This window comes from Kribbella sp. C-35 (genome assembly GCF_046549195.1).
In the GTDB taxonomy this organism is placed as follows: domain Bacteria; phylum Actinomycetota; class Actinomycetes; order Propionibacteriales; family Kribbellaceae; genus Kribbella.
The window spans coordinates 421,707-438,351 of sequence record NZ_JAJPWG010000004.1; the positions used below are offsets into that span (position 1 = coordinate 421,707).

17 protein-coding genes are annotated in these 16,645 nt (G+C 68.3%); 7 read left to right on the forward strand and 10 right to left on the reverse strand.

The features are described 5' to 3' along the window. Positions 1–297: 297 nt before the first annotated feature. A complete protein-coding gene (locus ACLJOO_RS27880; RefSeq protein WP_410790360.1) occupies positions 298–2,223 on the reverse strand; it encodes a DUF222 domain-containing protein in 1,926 nt (641 codons plus the stop codon). A 107-nt stretch (positions 2,224–2,330) separates the two neighbouring features. After that, complete coding sequence (locus ACLJOO_RS27885; RefSeq protein WP_410790361.1) at positions 2,331–3,242, reverse strand: aminoglycoside phosphotransferase family protein; 912 nt, start codon at positions 3,240–3,242, stop codon at positions 2,331–2,333. A 57-nt stretch (positions 3,243–3,299) separates the two neighbouring features. Between ACLJOO_RS27885 and ACLJOO_RS27890 the strand changes: the two genes are divergently transcribed. Next, on the forward strand, positions 3,300–4,262 hold the full coding sequence (locus tag ACLJOO_RS27890) for a hypothetical protein (protein ID WP_410790362.1): 963 nt from the start codon (positions 3,300–3,302) through the stop codon (positions 4,260–4,262). A 6-nt stretch (positions 4,263–4,268) separates the two neighbouring features. Here the strand turns inward: ACLJOO_RS27890 and ACLJOO_RS27895 are convergent, their stop codons facing one another. Further along, positions 4,269–4,922 (reverse strand): DUF1269 domain-containing protein, encoded by a 654-nt coding sequence (locus tag ACLJOO_RS27895; protein ID WP_410790363.1) that lies wholly within the window; start codon positions 4,920–4,922, stop codon positions 4,269–4,271. A gap of 209 nt (positions 4,923–5,131) precedes the next feature. Here ACLJOO_RS27895 and ACLJOO_RS27900 point away from each other — a divergent pair, with 209 nt between their 5' ends. The 6 genes from ACLJOO_RS27900 to ACLJOO_RS27925 all read left to right on the forward strand — a co-directional run bounded on the left by ACLJOO_RS27900 (position 5,132) and on the right by ACLJOO_RS27925 (position 10,138). Further along, positions 5,132–6,055 (forward strand): ABC transporter ATP-binding protein, encoded by a 924-nt coding sequence (locus ACLJOO_RS27900; protein WP_410790364.1) that lies wholly within the window; start codon positions 5,132–5,134, stop codon positions 6,053–6,055. Then, positions 6,052–6,786, forward strand: coding sequence for an ABC transporter permease (locus ACLJOO_RS27905; RefSeq protein ID WP_410790365.1), 735 nt, complete (start codon positions 6,052–6,054; stop codon positions 6,784–6,786). The genes ACLJOO_RS27900 and ACLJOO_RS27905 overlap by 4 nt, the downstream gene beginning before the upstream one ends. A 117-nt stretch (positions 6,787–6,903) precedes the next feature. After that, positions 6,904–8,037: a sensor histidine kinase gene (locus ACLJOO_RS27910; protein ID WP_410790366.1), complete on the forward strand. Its 1,134-nt coding sequence runs from the start codon at positions 6,904–6,906 to the stop codon at positions 8,035–8,037. A 54-nt stretch (positions 8,038–8,091) separates the two neighbouring features. Then, positions 8,092–8,700, forward strand: a complete 609-nt coding sequence (locus ACLJOO_RS27915) for a response regulator (RefSeq protein ID WP_410790367.1) — start codon at positions 8,092–8,094, stop codon at positions 8,698–8,700. A 47-nt stretch (positions 8,701–8,747) separates the two neighbouring features. Then, positions 8,748–9,848: a sulfite oxidase gene (locus tag ACLJOO_RS27920; RefSeq protein ID WP_410790368.1), complete on the forward strand. Its 1,101-nt coding sequence runs from the start codon at positions 8,748–8,750 to the stop codon at positions 9,846–9,848. 80 nt (positions 9,849–9,928) lie between these two features. After that, positions 9,929–10,138, forward strand: a complete 210-nt coding sequence (locus tag ACLJOO_RS27925; RefSeq protein WP_410790369.1) for a hypothetical protein — start codon at positions 9,929–9,931, stop codon at positions 10,136–10,138. 2 nt (positions 10,139–10,140) lie between these two features. Here the strand turns inward: ACLJOO_RS27925 and ACLJOO_RS27930 are convergent, their stop codons facing one another. The 7 genes from ACLJOO_RS27930 to ACLJOO_RS27960 all read right to left on the reverse strand — a co-directional run bounded on the left by ACLJOO_RS27930 (position 10,141) and on the right by ACLJOO_RS27960 (position 16,621). After that, a complete protein-coding gene (locus ACLJOO_RS27930; RefSeq protein WP_410790370.1) occupies positions 10,141–10,869 on the reverse strand; it encodes a hypothetical protein in 729 nt (242 codons plus the stop codon). 43 nt (positions 10,870–10,912) lie between these two features. After that, positions 10,913–12,367: a multicopper oxidase family protein gene (locus tag ACLJOO_RS27935; protein ID WP_410790371.1), complete on the reverse strand. Its 1,455-nt coding sequence runs from the start codon at positions 12,365–12,367 to the stop codon at positions 10,913–10,915. After that, the gene (locus ACLJOO_RS27940; RefSeq protein WP_410790372.1) at positions 12,360–12,773 is read right to left on the reverse strand and encodes a hypothetical protein; all 414 of its coding nucleotides are present in this window, start codon (positions 12,771–12,773) and stop codon (positions 12,360–12,362) included. The genes ACLJOO_RS27935 and ACLJOO_RS27940 overlap by 8 nt, the downstream gene beginning before the upstream one ends. Beyond that, positions 12,770–13,273: a DUF1707 domain-containing protein gene (locus ACLJOO_RS27945; RefSeq protein ID WP_410790373.1), complete on the reverse strand. Its 504-nt coding sequence runs from the start codon at positions 13,271–13,273 to the stop codon at positions 12,770–12,772. The genes ACLJOO_RS27940 and ACLJOO_RS27945 overlap by 4 nt, the downstream gene beginning before the upstream one ends. 170 nt (positions 13,274–13,443) lie before the next feature. After that, a complete protein-coding gene (locus ACLJOO_RS27950; protein ID WP_410790374.1) occupies positions 13,444–14,799 on the reverse strand; it encodes an ABC transporter substrate-binding protein in 1,356 nt (451 codons plus the stop codon). Continuing rightward, complete coding sequence (locus tag ACLJOO_RS27955) at positions 14,799–15,680, reverse strand: carbohydrate ABC transporter permease (protein ID WP_410790375.1); 882 nt, start codon at positions 15,678–15,680, stop codon at positions 14,799–14,801. Before ACLJOO_RS27955 ends, ACLJOO_RS27950 begins: the two co-directional genes overlap by 1 nt. Then, positions 15,677–16,621 (reverse strand): carbohydrate ABC transporter permease, encoded by a 945-nt coding sequence (locus ACLJOO_RS27960; RefSeq protein WP_410790376.1) that lies wholly within the window; start codon positions 16,619–16,621, stop codon positions 15,677–15,679. The genes ACLJOO_RS27955 and ACLJOO_RS27960 overlap by 4 nt, the downstream gene beginning before the upstream one ends. Positions 16,622–16,645 lie beyond the last annotated feature (24 nt).

The window sequence follows — 16,645 nt, forward strand, 5'->3', positions numbered from 1 at the left end:
TGTCGGCGTTCTGCTGGGCCAGATCGGGCGACCGGTTGTCGATAGCGGCAGCGAGCCGCGTCATCCGCCCGCAGATGTGGCAACTCACGCGAACCCCACAGGGCGTCACCCGAGCAAGCCGTACGGCGGCCGGCCAGCGCCGCATGTGCCACACCTACCGCACGTACCGCCTGACAGCCAGCCGCTAGCTGAAGCTCGCCCTCCAGGGATCCTGCTGTTCAGCGTCAGGCGGGGTCGGTGCTTGCTAGCGGCAATGTGCTTGCGGCGACCTTTACGGCGCATCGGGCCGGCCGTGGCTCAGGCGACTTCGACGGTCTCGCCCCATGGGTCGAGCGGCGTCCTGTCCGAGCCTCGACGCGCCGACTCCGCCTTACGGTCGACCGGAGGGTCGTCGCCCCAGATCGCCAGGTACGTCGCGTCGCGTGAGCCGTTGGCCAGCGAGTCGCAGGCCGATGACTCGCTGGCCGGTGAGGACCCGGCCCGCGAGTGGTTGACCCGAGACTCGCCAGGCGGTGACGGATCGGCTCGCGACCCCTCGGGCAATAGGCGATCGGCCCCGGAGTCGCCGGGCGGTGAGTGGTCCGCTCGTGAGTCGGCAGCCCACGGGACCTCCGGCGCTGAGTGATCAGCCCGCAAGTGATTGGCCCGCGAGCCCTCGGGCAGTGCGTCCTCGGGCAACAGGTCATCAGCCGGTGACTCGCCGGGCGGTGAACTGCCAGGCGGTGAGTGATCGGCCCGTGATTCGTTCGCCCGTGAGCCGCTGGCTCGCGGGTCGGGTGCCTGTGGTGGTGCCGGTGTGGTTGTTGGTGGGTTTGGGCGATGTCGGCGAGTGGTTGCCGGGTCGGCCCAGGTGGGTCTGGTGACGTGGACTTTGCCGTTGGTGATGGTGATGGTCCAGTGGCCGTTGTGCAGGTCGGTGTGGTGGCGGCGACAGACCAGGGCGAGATTCTCGACCTTGGTCTGACCGCCGTCGATCCAGGAGATCAGATGATGCGCGTCGCACATGACCGGCGGCGCGTTACAGATCACGCAGCCGCGGTCGCGGGTGTTCAGGGCGCGGCGGATGGCCTTGGTGACGAGGCGTTCGCGGCGGCCGACGTCGAGGGGTTCGGAGTTGGAACCGAGCACGACCGGGATGACCTTCGCATCACACGCCAATCGGCGGATGGTCGCTGCGGACAGGCCGTTGCTGTAGACGGTGTGCCCGATCGCGTCCGCGGTGGCCGCCTTGAGGTCCTGGAAGTCGATGGTGACGGTGAGGTTCGCCTTCGCGCCGAACCCGGGCACCACGTCACCACCCACACCAGCCACCGCACAACCACCCGCACCGCTGCTCCGGCCGGCCGCCGCACGGTCCGCCCCACCGTCCGAGCCAACAGCCGACCCGTTCGCCGCGTCGGCTGCTGCCGCGGCCGTAGAACCAGTCTCCGGGGAGTCGGCCGCCGGGGAGCTGGCTGGTGTGGTGGGGCGGGGCATGGTGGGTGAGGGGGTGCCTGCGTCGAGGGCGGTGGCGGCCAGGGTCAACGTGGTGGTGAGGGCGTCGGCTTGGCGCTTCTCGCGAGAGCGCGGGTCACGCTCACCATCGACGGTCTTGTGCGGGCGGGCGCCGGTGAAGATGAGCGTCCGGAACAGCTCGGCGTTCTCGTTGGCCAGATACCCGGTGAACTTCACCCCCCGGTCCGCGGTCTTGAGGGTGAGGGTTTCGCGGGCAGCGGCCTTGTCCTCTTCGGGTTCGGGGCCGTCGGTGTCCAGGATGTCGCGGGACTGGTCGGCGGCCTTGCGCAGATCGGTCGGTGCCAGGTGGCGGGCGAGGCGGACCAGTTCTTGTTCGGCGAACTCGAGGTCGGCGACCGGCACCGTCGTCGGGACCTTTTCCAGGGCGGTCACGATCGCTTCGGCTTGCGCCGGCCGCAACACCACCTCCGGAATCACCCCGTCCACCACAGCCGAGTCGGTGTCGGGCAGCGCGGCGACGACCGCCGCATACTTAGGCAGCACCCGGGCCAACCGGACATCGCGGAAGGCGCGCGAGTGGTCGAGGCGGTACCGGAACTCCACGTACTGCACCATGTCACGGGCACCGACCCGCTCGGCGTACCCGGACTTGTCCATCGCCCCAACAATCCGCAACCGGCGGGTCTCGATCCGCGCCAGGTCGGCGTCGGCCTGGTCGAGAGCGTGCGCCAGTTCGGCGTCGCTCATCAACTCAGGCGGTCGGTTCATGCAGTAAAGCCTAGACACCCCCACCGACAGTTTTCAAAGCCACAACCTCTTATTTTCAAGGGATTCTGTTATCCACAGATCTCCACAGACCCTTGCGCAAGCGGCGGCTAGTGTGCAGGGAAGTCGGTGAGGATGTCGGCTACCGAGTCCTGGCCGTTGGGGAGGGTGTTGGGGAAACGGCCCATGTAGTAAGGGATTGCGATGATCACGAGGGACAGCGCCCAGCCGCGGGCGCGGAGCCAGGTGGTGTTGTCGACCTCGAGTGCTTCGCGGTAGGCCTTCCTGGATTCGCCTTCGAACAGCCACCATGCGGGCAGTACGTCGCCGGCCGGGTCGGCGGCGCGCGCCGTGCCGAAGTCGATCACCGCCGAGAGTTTGCCGTCGGCAACCAGTAGGTTGCCCGACATCAGGTCGCCGTGGATCCACCGCGGCGTACCGTCCCAGGTGTCGGCCGCCAAGGACTCCTCCCAGGCGGCCAGCACGTGGCCGGTGTCGAAGTGGTCCCGCAGCTCGTCCAGCGCCTCGCGGAACATGTCATCCCGTGGCGCCAGCGGCGTACCGCGGCTGAACGGATCGTCGTCCGGAACCGGCGCCCCGGTGGTGTCGACTTCTCGCAGGGTCCGTACGAAGCCGGCCAACTCACGGGCTGCCTGCGTCGCGTCCATGGACTCCGGGGAGAACGGTGCCCCAGGCAACCATCGGTAGACGCCCCAGGTGAAGGGATAGACCTCTGTCGGCTGACCGAGTTCGAGTGGTTCCGGGATCGGCAGCGAGACGTACGGCGCCAGGCGCGGCATCCACGTCAGATCCATCTCCACCTGACCCTGGTTCCGCGATGTCCGCGGCAAGCGAACCGCGAGGTCGTCACCCACGCGGAACGTCACGTTGTCGGTCCCCGACCGCTCGACCACCCGGACCGGCAGCCCCGCCCAGCGCGGGAACTGCTCAGCCAGCAATCGCTCCACCACCACGGAGTCGATCTCCACCTCGTCGTCATGCAGCTTCGGAACACCCGTCACGGACGTGACCCTCACACCGGGGACGCCGTACGGTCAACCGATTAAGGTGCTTGTTCTATGAGGATTGCATCGCTGCCTGAGGCGTGGCGGCACGCCGAGGTTCCCCAGCTGCCGGCCATCGGACCTCACATCGTCGACGAGTTCGCCCGGACGATCTACGGCCGTACGCCGGAAGGCGGGCAGCTGACCGACCTGGTACTGCGTTCGCGGGACAACAGCGTCCTCGACGGCGCAGCCGACCGCCTGCGTCACCACGCCGTGATCGCCTGCCCACTGGGCAACCTCGAGCTCGACACCATCACGCATCTGCCGACCGGAACGAGTTCCGCGCCGGTGGTCGTCGCGCTCAACTTCAAGGACAACGAAGAGCCTTACGCAACGGTGTTGGAGGCGGGGTACGCCGTCCTAACGGTGGACTATCAACAGATCGAGCCGGACGACCCGGCCCCGACCACACCCGGCGTGCGCGCGCTGTTCCCGACCAAGACGCCCGAGTCCTGGGGCGCGGTGGCCGCGTGGGCCTGGGGATTGTCGCGGCTGCTCGACATCGCTGAACACCTGGACAGAGTCCACACCACGAATCCGGTCGTGCTCGGGCACTCCCGGCTCGGGAAGGCCGCGCTGTGGGCGGGTGCGCAGGACGAGCGGTTCGCGGTTACGGTCGCCAACGGGTCCGGATGCTGCGGCGCCTCGCTGTTCCGGCATCCGGGTGGCGAGGACATCGCCGCGATCACCACGAAGTTCCCGCACTGGTTCGTCCCGTCGTTCTCGACGTACGCCGGGAACGAGAACAACCTGCCCGTCGACCAGCACCAGCTCCTCGCGAGCATCGCCCCGCGCCGGGTGTACATCGCCAGCGCCGAGGACGACGCCTGGGCCGACCCGATCGGCGAGTACCTGGCCGTCGTCGCCGCCCAGCCGGCCTTCGCCCCGAACGGCATCGGCTACCACGTCCGCCCCGGCACCCACGACCTCCTAGAGGAGGACTGGCTCCACGCTCTGGACTTCGCGAAACGGTGAACCCAGTCAGTTCCCGAACAGCTCGTGGATGGCGGCTTCCTGGTCGTCGGTCAGGTCGGTGTGGATGAGCTTGGCCCGGAGGCCGGTCCTCCGGAAGGTTTCGCGGACCTTGTCCGCCACCTCGTCGCTGGACAGCAGGAACAGCGCCGACGTCCCCGGCGTGACCTGGGCGCGGACCTCCTTGATGAAGTCGTCGTCGATCCCGACGTCGATCAGGGAGCCCGCCACCGCTCCGGCCGCCGCGCCGATCGCGGCTCCCGCCCAGGGCATCAGGAAGATCGTTCCGAACAGCATCCCCCAGAACATCCCACCGACCGCTCCCGGCCCTGTCATGTTCCGCACCTGCCGGGTCCGCGGCCGCCGCTTCTCCGGCTGCCACGACACCGAGGCCGCGTCATGGATCCGGATCAGCTTCTGCTTCGCCAGACTCTCCAACGTCCCGATCGCCTGGTTGGCCCCGTCCCAGGTCTCGAACTTCCACACCGTCAACGTCGCCATCGCACCGCTCTCCTCGCGCCCATCCGCCGACTCCCGCGCAGCGCGTGCGTGCCGGGGTACGGCGACCCGCACCCGAATCCCCGCCGGCAGTCCACCCCGCGTCCGCCGCACACCCACCCCGCCGTGCACGATTCCCGCCGCACCGCGCGCTCCAGTACCCACTTCAGCCACCCCGATCGCAATCCCTACGTCAACACTTCACTGGACGCTCCCTCTCACCCATCAGTTGCCGACTTTCTCCCCAGATCACGAGTCCACCACCGCAAGCCACCCGGTGCCAGGTCTCACCCGCACCCGGCTGACGGATGTCATGGGTGGGTCGTGACGAGCGATCCAGGGTTGCGACGGCCGGCTCCAGCAGGCTTCTAGGTATGACGACAACGACTGCGGTCAGCCTGCGGGGTGTGACCAAGAGATATGCGGATGTGCAGGCCGTCGCCGGGGTGGATCTGACCATCCGGGCCGGTGAGGTGGTGGCGTTGCTGGGGCCGAACGGCGCCGGGAAGTCGACCACGATCGAGATGCTGCTCGGGCTGGTGAAGCCGGATCAGGGCACGGTGCAGGTGTACGGCGGTACGCCGACCGACGCGATCGCCAAGGGCCAGGTCGGCGTGATGCTGCAGAGCGGCGGGATCATCGAGGACGCCAAGGTCGGCGAACTCCTGAACCTGGTGGCCGGCCTGCACAACGACCCGATGCCGGTCGAGGAGGCGCTCGAACGGGCCGGGATCGCCGACCTCACCAAGCGGACCATGAAGGGCCTGTCCGGCGGCCAGAAGCAGCGGGTGCGGTTCGCGATGGCGATCATCCCGCAGCCCGACCTGATCGTGCTGGACGAGCCGACGACCGGGATGGACGTCGAGGCCCGCCGCGACTTCTGGGCGTCGATGCACGCCGAGACCGCCCTCGGCCGTACGGTGCTGTTCGCGACCCACTACCTCGAAGAGGCGGACGCGTACGCCGACCGCGTGGTGCTGATGCGCAACGGCAAGGTCGTTGCCGACGGCACCGCCGCGCAGATCAAGGCGAGCGTCTCCGGCCGGACCATCCGCGCCACGATCCCCGGCGCCGATCTGGCTGCCCTCGCATCGCTGCCCGGCGTACGGAATGTCGAGACCCGCGGCGACGTGGTCCTGCTGCAGTGCGCCGACTCCGACAACACGCTGCGGCACCTGCTGGGCAACACCAAGGCCCACGACATCGAAGTCACCTCGGCCGACCTCGAGGACGCGGTCCTCGCGATCACCGACCAGAACAAGGCCGACCAGAACAAGGCACAGGAGACCCTGGCATGAACCGCGACTACCTCATCTTCGACATCCGCCGCACCCTGCGGAACCGGCGGGTGCTGATCTTCTCGATCCTGATGCCGCTGGTGCTGTTCGCGATCTTCGGCATGACGTTGCCGCAGGACGCCAACGAGGCCGGGATCTCCGCGATCGCGTACGTGATGGTCAGTATGGCGATGTTCGGCTCGATGTCCGCGGCGATGAGCAGCGGCGGCGTGATCGCGGCCGAACGCGACGGCGGCTGGAACCGGACGCTGCGGCTCACGCCGCTGAAGCCCCAGGCGTACGTCGTGAACAAGGTCATCCTGAGCCTGCTACTGGCGGTTCCGCCGCTCATCGTGGTGTTCCTGTGCGGCATGACCTTCGGGCACGTGCACCTGAGCGCTACGCAGTGGCTGACGGTCGCGCTGGTGTCGTGGCTCGGCGCGCTGCCGTTCGCGGCGATCGGCCTGGTCATCGGGTACATCGCGAAGCCGGACAGCGTGCAGCCGATCACCGGCCTGAGCACGATGCTGATCGCGGCCTTCGGCGGCCTCTGGCTGCCGGTCGACCAGATGCCGTCGGTCATGAAGCACATCGCCCAGCTCACGCCGGCGTACTGGACCGGCCAGACCTCGCGGAGTGCGCTGACGGCGGGCGGCGTGGACACCCACGCGCTGCTAGTGGTGATCGGCTGGACCGTCGTCCTGGGGTTCATCGGACTCCGCCGCTACCGCGCCGACACCGCCCGCGCGTGACACCTCCGCGCCCGACACAATCCGTGGCTGAACCATCCGTGACGGGAAACGTCCGTGACAGAACCATCCGTGGCTGAAGCATCCGTCCCTGAGGATCAGGGCGATAGCGTGACCAGCGTGAAGACTTCGCCGACCCTGATGGACGCGCTCGCCGAGCGCAGCGGCCGCCCAGGACGTGGGCGGTGGGGCTGGCTGGCCGCCGGGGTCTGGTTGTTCTACCTGAACCAGCCGTTCGAGGAGATCGTCCGCCGGGACGGCACGACCCGGGTCCTCGGGCTGGTCACGCTCGCTCTGTTCGCGCTCGCGTACCTCGGGTTCTTCGGGTGGATCCGCTGGGTCGGCATCGGCTCCCGAGGGATGCCGACCTGGCAGCGGCTGCTGTACCTCGGCGGGATGCTCGCCCTGTGCCTCCTGCTGCTGCCGTCAGCGGGTCAGCAGGCGCTGACCTGCCTGGTGTACATCTCCGCGGTCGCGATGATGGCGCTCGACCTCCGGATCGCCGTCGGCGTCGTCGCGCTGCTGCTCGGCGGCGTCGAACTGGCGATGCGGGTGGTGCCGGGCTGGTCCGACGACGGCAGCTTCGGCTTCGCGATCTTCCTCGGCGCGCTGGCCGTGTTCGGCATGCGACGGGCGATCCAGCGCAGTATCGAGCTGAACGCGGCCCGCAAGGACATGGCCGAACTGGCCGTCCAGGAGGAGCGGAACCGGTTCGCCCGCGACCTGCACGACATCCTCGGCCATTCGCTCACCGTCATCACGGTGAAGGCCGAGCTGGCCGGCAAGCTGATCGCGGCGAACCCGGAGCGGGCCGCCGCGGAGGTCGCAGACGTCGAGAGCCTGGCCCGGGCCGCGCTGGCCGACGTACGGGCCGCGGTCGCCGGGTACCGCGAGCTGAGCCTGGCCGGTGAGCTCGTCTCGGCGCGGGCCGCCCTGCAGGCCGCGGAGATCAAGGCGGATCTGCCAACCACGGTCGACGAAGTACCTGAGGCGAACCGCGAGCTGTTCGCCTGGGTGGTGCGGGAAGGCGTCACGAACGTCGTACGGCACTCCGGCGCGAAGCGCTGCACGATCCGCATCACCGCGGCGCAGATCGAAGTACTCGACGACGGCAAGGGGCCGACGCCGGGCGGGGGCGCTTCGGGGCACGGACTGATTGGGCTGCGGGAACGGGCGGATCAGGTCGGTGCCGGGGTTGAGGTCGGCGAGGCGCCGGGCGGCGGGTTCCGGCTGGCAGTCAAGGTCGGTCCGTGACCACGCGTGCGGACCTGTGAGGACCGTTGAGGATGAGCCTGTGAGGATAGGGCTGTGACCATCCGACTGTTGCTCGCCGACGACCAGGCGCTCGTGCGCGGCGCCCTCGCCGCCCTGCTCGACCTCGAGCCCGACCTGGAGGTGGTGTCCGAGGTCGGCCGCGGCGACGAGGTGATCGAGGCCGCGAAGAACGCCCGGCCCGATGTCGCGCTCCTCGACGTGGAGATGCCCGGGCTGGACGGCATCGAGGCGGCCGCCGCGCTGCGGGCCGCCGTACCCGGGGTGCGGGTGCTGATGGTGACCACGTTCGGACGGCCCGGGTACCTGCGGCGCGCGATGGAGGCCGGCGCGGTCGGGTTCGTCGTCAAGGACACGCCCGCGACGCAGCTGGCGGACGCCGTACGACGGGTGCATCAGGGGCTCCGCGTGGTCGACCCGTCGCTCGCCGCCGAGACCCTGGTGGCTGGTACCAGCCCGTTGACGGGCCGCGAGTCCGACGTCCTGCGGGCCGCCCGGGAGGGAGGCACCGTCGCCGACATCGCCAAGGAACTGCACCTGTCCGAAGGCACCGTGCGCAACCATCTCTCCGCCGCCATCGGCAAGACCGGCGCCCGGACCCGGGCCGAAGCCGCGCGCATCGCCCTCGACAACGGGTGGTTGTAGCCGGTCTCTACCTCTAGGGTTAGTTATCCCAGGGGAGGGGATCTGCGATGTCGATCGAGAATTTCAGTGTGCGGGGGCGGTTGGCGGACACGGGTGAGGGGATCACGGCCGACGAGCTGCAACTGGCGGCCCGGAATCACGGGATGCCGCTGGAGGGCCTGAGGTACGACGTGACGCCGCCGGGACTGCATTACGTGCTGGTGCATTACGACATCCCGGCAACGAATGCGGGCGACTGGCTGCTGAGCGTGGACGGGTGCGTCGAGCAACCGTTGGCCTTCGGGCTGACCGAGATGCGCGCGATGGGACGCCGTACCGTCCGGGTCACGTTGGAGTGCGCCGGCAACGGCCGCGCGACGCTGCAGCCGCGGCCGATCAGTCAGCCGTGGTTGTCGGAGGCGGTCGGTACGGCGGAGTGGACGGGCGTGCTGTTGTCCGATCTGCTGCGGCTGGCCGGGCTTCGCTCCGACGCTGTGGATGTGGTGTTCACCGGCGCGGACCATGGTGTGGAGCGCGGCGTCGAGCAGGACTACCAACGTGGATTGTCGGTGGAGGAGGCGATCGACTCCGGCGCGCTGGTCGCATGGGAGATGAACGGTGCGCCGTTGCCTCCGCAGCACGGGTACCCGCTGCGCCTCGTCGTACCGGGCTGGTACGGGATGGCGAGCGTGAAGTGGCTGCGGTCGATCGAGGTCATCGACCATACGTTCGACGGGTTCCAGAACGCGGTCGCGTACCGGATCCGCACGGACGCCGACGACCAAGGTGTTGCGGTCACCCGGATCGAGCCGCGGGCGCTGCTGGTCCCGCCGGGATTCCCGGACTTCATGAGCCGGCACCGGTTCGTTGCCGCGGGCACCGTTCCGTTGTTCGGCCGGGCGTGGTCCGGGTGGGCGCCGATCGAACGGGTCGAGGTCAGCACCGATGCCGGCGTGAACTGGCACGAGGCGACGTTGAGTGCCCTTGGCAACGAAGACGAGCTCGCCTGGCGGGCGTTCGCCTACGACTGGGAGGCAACACCCGGCGAGCATGTCCTCACGGTCCGCGCGTACGACGCCAGCGGCCGCGAACAACCCATCGAGGCCCCGTGGAACCGGGGCGGCTTCACCAACAACACCGCCCAGCGCATCACGGTCCTCGTCACGTAAACCGCGTGTCGTTCACCGGATCGCCCGGATCGCCGTCACATCCTGAAGAGGTACACGGTTCTCACTCCAGGAGTGTGGCGGTGAACGACAACCATCTACATGCGCGGGTGTTCCGGACGACGGACGAGTGGTACGCCGACGTCGACGACGAACTCGACCCGCAGCCGGACAACCCGTTGTGGTGGGGTTCGTACGACTCGCAGCGGGCAGCCATCACCGCGGCGTGTGAACGCATCGCCGCCCTGCACCGCACGCAGGCCCGGCGCCTCGACGACCAAGCGGCGTCCTGAGGTCAGCCGAACGCGATCGCCAGGCCCATCCCCAGGCACAGCAAGGTGATGACGACGCCGAGCGGCCAGGCCCACCACGGCGTCGACCAGTCGACCGCCGCGGCGACCATGTACTCCGGATTCTCAGGGTCGTCGACCACGTCGATCCGGTCCCCGACCGCGGGCACCGGATCCAGCTCGTTGCCGCCGTCGACCTCGACCGGCATACCGTTCCCGGGACGTGCCACCTTCACCGTCACGTCGCCGTACTTGGACCAGTTGTCTTCCTCGACCGAGACGACCACGGCGTGCAGGACCGGCCCTTCGGCGACCAGTCGCTGGTTGTGGTTTCCGGCCGCGATGCCCAACGGCAGGATCGCCAGCGAACCCAGCGCGATCGGCACGCCGACAAGCAGCCGGCCCGCCCGGATCAAGCCCTCGGCCCACCCGATGCGCCGCCGGCTCCCGGTCCGGGCCCGGTGCCGGGCGTCCGCCAGAGCGCCTTTCAGCCGTTGTTCCCTGCGCACCTGGCGGCGTTCCTCGAGGCGGTTCCACCAGGCGAACCGCTCGGCCAGGAAGCGGGCGGGGTAACAGGCTCCGCCCGCGATCGCGGCGCAGACCAGGGGGTTGTCGTAGAGGAAGCTCGGCCGGGTCAGCCAGCCGAGGAGGTACAGCCCGCCGCCGACCGTGCCGAAGAACAGCAGCAAGAGGAGCAGCTGCCGGCCGTGGAGGTCATCGTCTGGGTCGCTCACCGGAACATCATGTGCGATGGACGCAGCCCGCGGCCGCGCGGTTTCACTCCGGTTCGTTGTGGGAGTTGCCGCCTACTCGGTACGGGGTGGTGGTGCCTTCGTACATGAGGTGGGTCATGAGGCCTTCGGAGGCGTGGGGGAGGTTGTGGCAGTGGTCCATCCAGAGGCCGGGGTTGTCGGCGACGAAGGCGATCTCGTAGGTCTCCTTGTTGCCGACCTCGAGGGTGTCGACCCACCACGGTGAACCCGTTGCCGCGACGCCGTTGCGGGAGAGGACGACGGCGTGGTGGCCGTGCAGGTGCATGGGGTGGGCCTGGCCGCTGGTGTTGGAGATCTTCATCCGGACCACGTCCCCCTCGGCGACCATGAACATCGGTACGTCGGGGAACTTGTGGCCGTTGATCGTCCACCACAACCCCGGCACACCGTCCAGGAACCCGGGCCGCCGCCCGATCCGGTACTCGAAGTTCCGGTCCGCCTTCGCCGGGTCGAACCCGATCGGCGCCGTCGTACCGTAGGTCAGCAGATCCACCGTCTCCGCCTGCAGCTCACCCTGCGGAGCGTCGACCGGCCCGATCCCGAGCGACAACGCCGACGTACCGGCCACCAGCCGCATCCCACCGGCCGGCACCACCGCCTCGAGATCCACCCGTCCACCAGCGGGCAGCGGATAGGCGGCCGTCACCGGCGTCGGCCCGTGGACGTCGCGACCGTCGACCGCGACCACCCTGTACGGCGTCCCGATCAGCCCGACCCGGAGGATCGCGTTGTCGGTGTTGATCACCCGCACGCGTGCCGTCGTACCGGCCGGCAGTTCCACCCGGGCGGTCCCGGTGCGCCCGTTGAGCGTCCGCTTCCCGTCGTACGTGTGGATCGTCGCGATGACCTCGCCGGCCGCTGCCGGAGCGATCACGATCGGGCCGAACAGCCCACCTTTGACCTCGTCGCTCGACACCTGATGCGAGTGGTACCAGTACGTGCCCGTCTGCGTGGCCTTGAACCGGTACACGTGCTTCCCACCCACCGGTACGGCGTCCTGCGTCACCCCGGCGACCCCGTCCTCGGCGTTCGGTACGTCGATCCCGTGCCAGTGCAACGTGGCGCCGTCCTTCACGGACTCGTTCACGAACGTGACCTGCACCAGATCGCCCACCCGCGCGCGGATCAGCGGACCGGGTGACGTCCCGTTTACCGTGTACCCGTCGATCGTCTCCCCGGACGCGAGCTGGAATTTCTGCTTCCGCGCCACGAGCGTCACGTCCACGTTCGGCGTACCCGTCTTCGGCCCCGTCAGGTCCGCGACACTCATGCCGCTCATCGCGTGGTGCTCATGACCCATCGGCGGTCCGCCGCCGTAGTCGGCGTACCCCATCTCCGCCGGGTTGTACTCCCCCGGGACCAGGCTGGTCGCCCAGAGGTACCCGAGCGGTACGAGTACCGCCAGGGTCACCCCCAGAGCGACCAGCCGGCCCCACCGGCGGTTCTTGACGTCAGCCACTGGTCACAGGCTGATTCGGTACGGCGGCCCGCCGCGCGCCCGCACTCGCCACACCGGCGATCGCGAGCCCGTTGATCCCGTGCAGTACGCCGAGCGCCGGCAGCCCGAAGGACACCACCGCGAGCAGGAACTGCACGACCACCAGCCCGACCACGATCCCGGCCAGCACGCGGCCCCGCGGTACGTCGGTCAGGAACGACACGATCAGGAACACCAGCGCGAGCAGCGCGATCACCGAACCGGCGATGCTGTGGTAGCTCTGCCCGAAGTTGCTGTAGTCGGCGCCGATCGAGGTGCCGTCGTCGGCGTCCTTCGCGATCGTGAACCCGGACAGCGCGATCGAGGCGACCTGCAGCACAACCGCGATCGCGATCAGCATCCCCAGAATCCGGTACACGTTCCTCATGCCCGGCGCTCCATCCGGCGCTTCCGCACCACGAACACAGCCGCCACAATCAACGCCAGCGGCAGGATCGGCGGATGCCCGCCACCCACCACACACCCGATCGAGGCAAGTACGCCGAACACCCCAAGCACGATCAGCAACGGGAAGGGAACACGGCCAAGGAACCCACGCCGAGCCCACTCCGGCCGCGCCGGCCCGTTGGCGCCGGCGGCGTTCTCCGGTGCTGTCCACGGTGGCCTGCGCCAGCCCCACGGACCGGCCCAGCCCTCGCTGTCCTGACCACCCTCACCGGCAGCTGCGGCCTGGTGTGCTCCTGGCAGGTCTGCGAACAGGCCCTCCAGGTCGGCGCCGGTGCGCGCCTTCAGTGCCTGCTCGACGCGCTCGGAGTGTTCGTCCGCGCTCAGCCGGCCGGCTTCGTAATGCTCGCCCAGACGCCGGACGGCGTCCTCACGCTCACTGTCGCCGATACGGATCGATCCGCCCGGCCTCTCGTCGTTCATGACACTCCTCGATGCTCGTAGTTCTTCCAACGGCACCAAGACTGTCTTTCGAACCCGTTCCACCGCGTCGCCTCAGCGGCGACACCTCCCCTACCCCCGGAGGAGCACACTGCACCACTGGACGCAGCACCGCGTACTCCCCCGGGCGTAGTGCACCCCAGGGTGAACCCTCAGCTGTTCACGGCGAGGATCTTGTTCACATCGTTGTTCGCCTTCGCCAGGGACGCCGGTTCAGCCTCGAAGGAGAGGACCGCGTCCATGGCCGGTGTCATCACCGCGGTGACGTCCGCGGCGTTCGGATTGGCCGGGTACGGGAAGACATCCCCGGCCTCGACCGGCTCGAGGAACGGTGTGACATCCCATCCGCTCTTCGCGAACGCCGCCTTCGCCGCCGGCATGCTCGCCGCCACCGCCGGGAACACCACGCCCGCCTTCGCGACGATGTCCTGAGCCGTCTGCGACCCGAGGAACTTCACCCACGCCCACGACGCGTCCCGCCGGGTGGTTCCGGCCCAGATCGTGTCCGCGAGCCCGTTCATCATCGACATCCGCTTCCCGACCGGACCGATCGGCAGCCGCGCGAGCTTCGTCTTCACCTGCTTCAGCGTCCCGTACGTCCCGAGCATCCAGGAGCCGTTCGGGGTGATCGCGTACTTCCCCGCACCGAAGGAGGTCGTCACGTCCACCCCGGACTTCGCCTGCGCGTACGTCGGCATGTATCCCTTGGTGATGAGCCCGCGCCACCACCCGATCGTGTCGGTGAACTTCGGGTCGCCGTAGAAGAACTTCGTCCCCCACGGTTCGCCCTCGGAGTACTTCCAGCCGTTGATCGCGGCGTACCAGCTCCAACTGGTCTGCCCGTCGCCTCCGCCGGCATCGGCGTACCCGAGTCCGTAGACCTTGACGTTGTCCTTGTCGAACCCCGGCTGGTCGCCGCGACGGCCCTTGGAGTCCACCGTCAGCCGGCGGACGACCTGCTCGAAGGTCCCACCGTCCTGCGGGTTCCACGTCATCGAGTTGAGCTGCTCGGTACTGATCCCGGCCGCCTCGGTGAACGCGCTGTTGTAGAAGTAGACCTCGGTGTCCCAGTCCTTCGGCAGACCGTACCGCTTGCCGTCGGCACCGATCCAGCGGTCCGCCAGACCCTTCTGGTAGATGCCCAGGTCAATGTTGTCCTTGGCAACATAGTCGTCGATCGGCAGCACCTGACCCTTGTCCGCGAACAGCGGGTACTTCGACGAGTGCCCGGTGAACACGTCCGGCGCGGTGTCCGAGATGAACCCGGTCACCAGCTTCGACCAGTAGTCGTTCCACCCGTACTGCTCGATCTTCACCGAGAACTGCGGGTTCTGTTCGTGGAACACCTTCGCGCACTCGGTGTACATCGGCAGCTGTGCGGAGTCCCACAGCCAGTAGATGATCTCGCCGTCGCCACGCGCCGTGGCGCCGTTGTTGCACGCGGCAACAGCCGGTACGGCGAGCGCGCCCAGTCCTGCCTTCAGCAGGGTCCTTCGTGAGAGGTTCATCATTTGATCCCGGAGAAGCCGATGGAGTTGGTGATCCGCTTCGCGAACGCGAGGAACAGGATGATCATCGGCAGCGCCGCGATCAGCGTCGCCGCCATCAGCCCGGCCCAGTCCGGACCGCCCTGCGGCGTCTGCGACCGGAACACGCCCAGGGCGACCGTCAGCACCCGCACGTTCTCCTGCTGGCCGACGAGCAACGGCCAGAAGTAGTCGTTCCACGAGTTGATGTAGGTCAGGATCGCCAGCGTCGCGATCGGCGCCGCGCTCAGCGGGATGATCATCCCGAAGAAGATCCGGCGGTGCCCGGCGCCGTCGATCATCGCCGCCTCCTCGAGCTCCCGGCTGATCCCGAGGAAGAACTGCCGGAGGAAGAAGATCGCGAACGGCGTCATGAACGCGCCCGGCAGGATGATGCCGGCGAAGCTGTTCAGCAGCCCGAGGTTCTTGATCAGCACGAAGTTCGGCAGCGTGGTGAAGATCGGCGGCACCATCAGCGCGGCCAGGAACAACGCGAACACCTTGTCCCGGCCGGGCCAGCGCAGCCGGGCGAACGCGTACGCCGCCATCGCGCTGAAGAACACCTGGCAGACCGTCGTGATGGTTGCCACCACCAACGAGTTGCGGAGGTATAGCCAGAAGTTCACGGCCGCGCCGGAACCGCCCTGAGCCTGCGCCTCCTCGATCGAGGACAGTCCGAGCACCCGCTTGAACGCGCCGAGCGTGGTCTCCACGGGCAGCAGCGAATCCGGGTGACCGGGCAGCTGCGTGTTGTCGGAGAACGCCGTACGCAACATCCAGTAGAACGGGAACAGCGTGACGATCAGCAGCACGAACAACAGGATCCACGCGACCGTACGTCCGACACTCACCTGCCGCGTCATGCGAGATCACTCTCCTTGGCCCGCAGCAGCCGCAGCTGGAGCAGCGACACGACCGCGAGGATCGCGAACAGCACCAGCGCCATCGCCGACGCGTACCCGAAGTCGAACCGGGTGAACGCCCGCTCGTAGATGTAGTAGTAGATGACCCGGGTCGCGTTGATCGGACCGCCCTGCGTGGTCACCGCGACCGTGTCGAAGATCTGGAACGACCCGATCATGGTGACCACCAGGACCATCACCAGAACGGGACGCAGCAGCGGCAGCGTGATCCGCCAGAACGTCTTCAACTCGGTCGACCCGTCCACCTCGGCGGCCTCGTAGACGTACTTCGGGATCGTCTGGAGTCCCGCAAAGACCAAGAGTGCGGTGTACCCCATGTGCCGCCAGACGTTGATCCCCGCGACCGTCGGGATCGCCCAGTGCGAGTCGCCGAAGAACGCCACCGGGTCGATCCCGACCCAGCCGAGGAACGTGTTCACGATGCCGACCTGCACGTCGAGCATCCAGTACCAGACCAGCGCGACGACGACGTTCGCGACCAGGTACGGCGCGAGGATGATCGCGCGGACCGTGATCGATTTCGTCAACCGGTACATCAGCATCGCGATCCCGACCGCCAGCACGGTCTGCACGCCGATGTTGATCACGACGTACTCGACCGTGACGCCGAGCGCGTTCCAGAAGAAGCTGTCCTGGACCATCCGCTCGTAGTTGGCCAGGCCGTTGAACCTCGGCGCCGAGAGCAGGCTGTACTCGGTGAAGCTCAGGTACGCGCCGCGCAGCGTCGGCCAGATGTAGAACATGACGAACCCGAGGGTCGCCGGGGCGATGAAGATCATCGCGACCTTCAGATCTCCGAGGTTTCGCCGCTTCCCTCGTGGTGCTGCGGAGTCCCCGTGACTTCGTTTCCTGGTAGGTGGTGCGTTGGTGGTGGCGGTCACGGGGATCTCCTTCTCTGTCCGGCG

What these genes read in the sequence shown, in the direction of transcription:
- ACLJOO_RS27880 (WP_410790360.1), bottom strand. Translation starts at nt 2,223, where the DNA reads ATGAACCGACCGCCTGAGTTGATGAGCGACGCCGAACTGGCGCACGCT.
- ACLJOO_RS27890 (WP_410790362.1), top strand. Translation starts at nt 3,300, where the DNA reads ATGAGGATTGCATCGCTGCCTGAGGCGTGGCGGCACGCCGAGGTTCCC.
- ACLJOO_RS27900 (WP_410790364.1), top strand. Translation starts at nt 5,132, where the DNA reads ATGACGACAACGACTGCGGTCAGCCTGCGGGGTGTGACCAAGAGATAT.
- ACLJOO_RS27905 (WP_410790365.1), top strand. Translation starts at nt 6,052, where the DNA reads ATGAACCGCGACTACCTCATCTTCGACATCCGCCGCACCCTGCGGAAC.
- ACLJOO_RS27920 (WP_410790368.1), top strand. Translation starts at nt 8,748, where the DNA reads ATGTCGATCGAGAATTTCAGTGTGCGGGGGCGGTTGGCGGACACGGGT.
- ACLJOO_RS27940 (WP_410790372.1), bottom strand. Translation starts at nt 12,773, where the DNA reads ATGAGGAACGTGTACCGGATTCTGGGGATGCTGATCGCGATCGCGGTT.
- ACLJOO_RS27945 (WP_410790373.1), bottom strand. Translation starts at nt 13,273, where the DNA reads ATGAACGACGAGAGGCCGGGCGGATCGATCCGTATCGGCGACAGTGAG.
- ACLJOO_RS27950 (WP_410790374.1), bottom strand. Translation starts at nt 14,799, where the DNA reads ATGAACCTCTCACGAAGGACCCTGCTGAAGGCAGGACTGGGCGCGCTC.
- ACLJOO_RS27955 (WP_410790375.1), bottom strand. Translation starts at nt 15,680, where the DNA reads ATGACGCGGCAGGTGAGTGTCGGACGTACGGTCGCGTGGATCCTGTTG.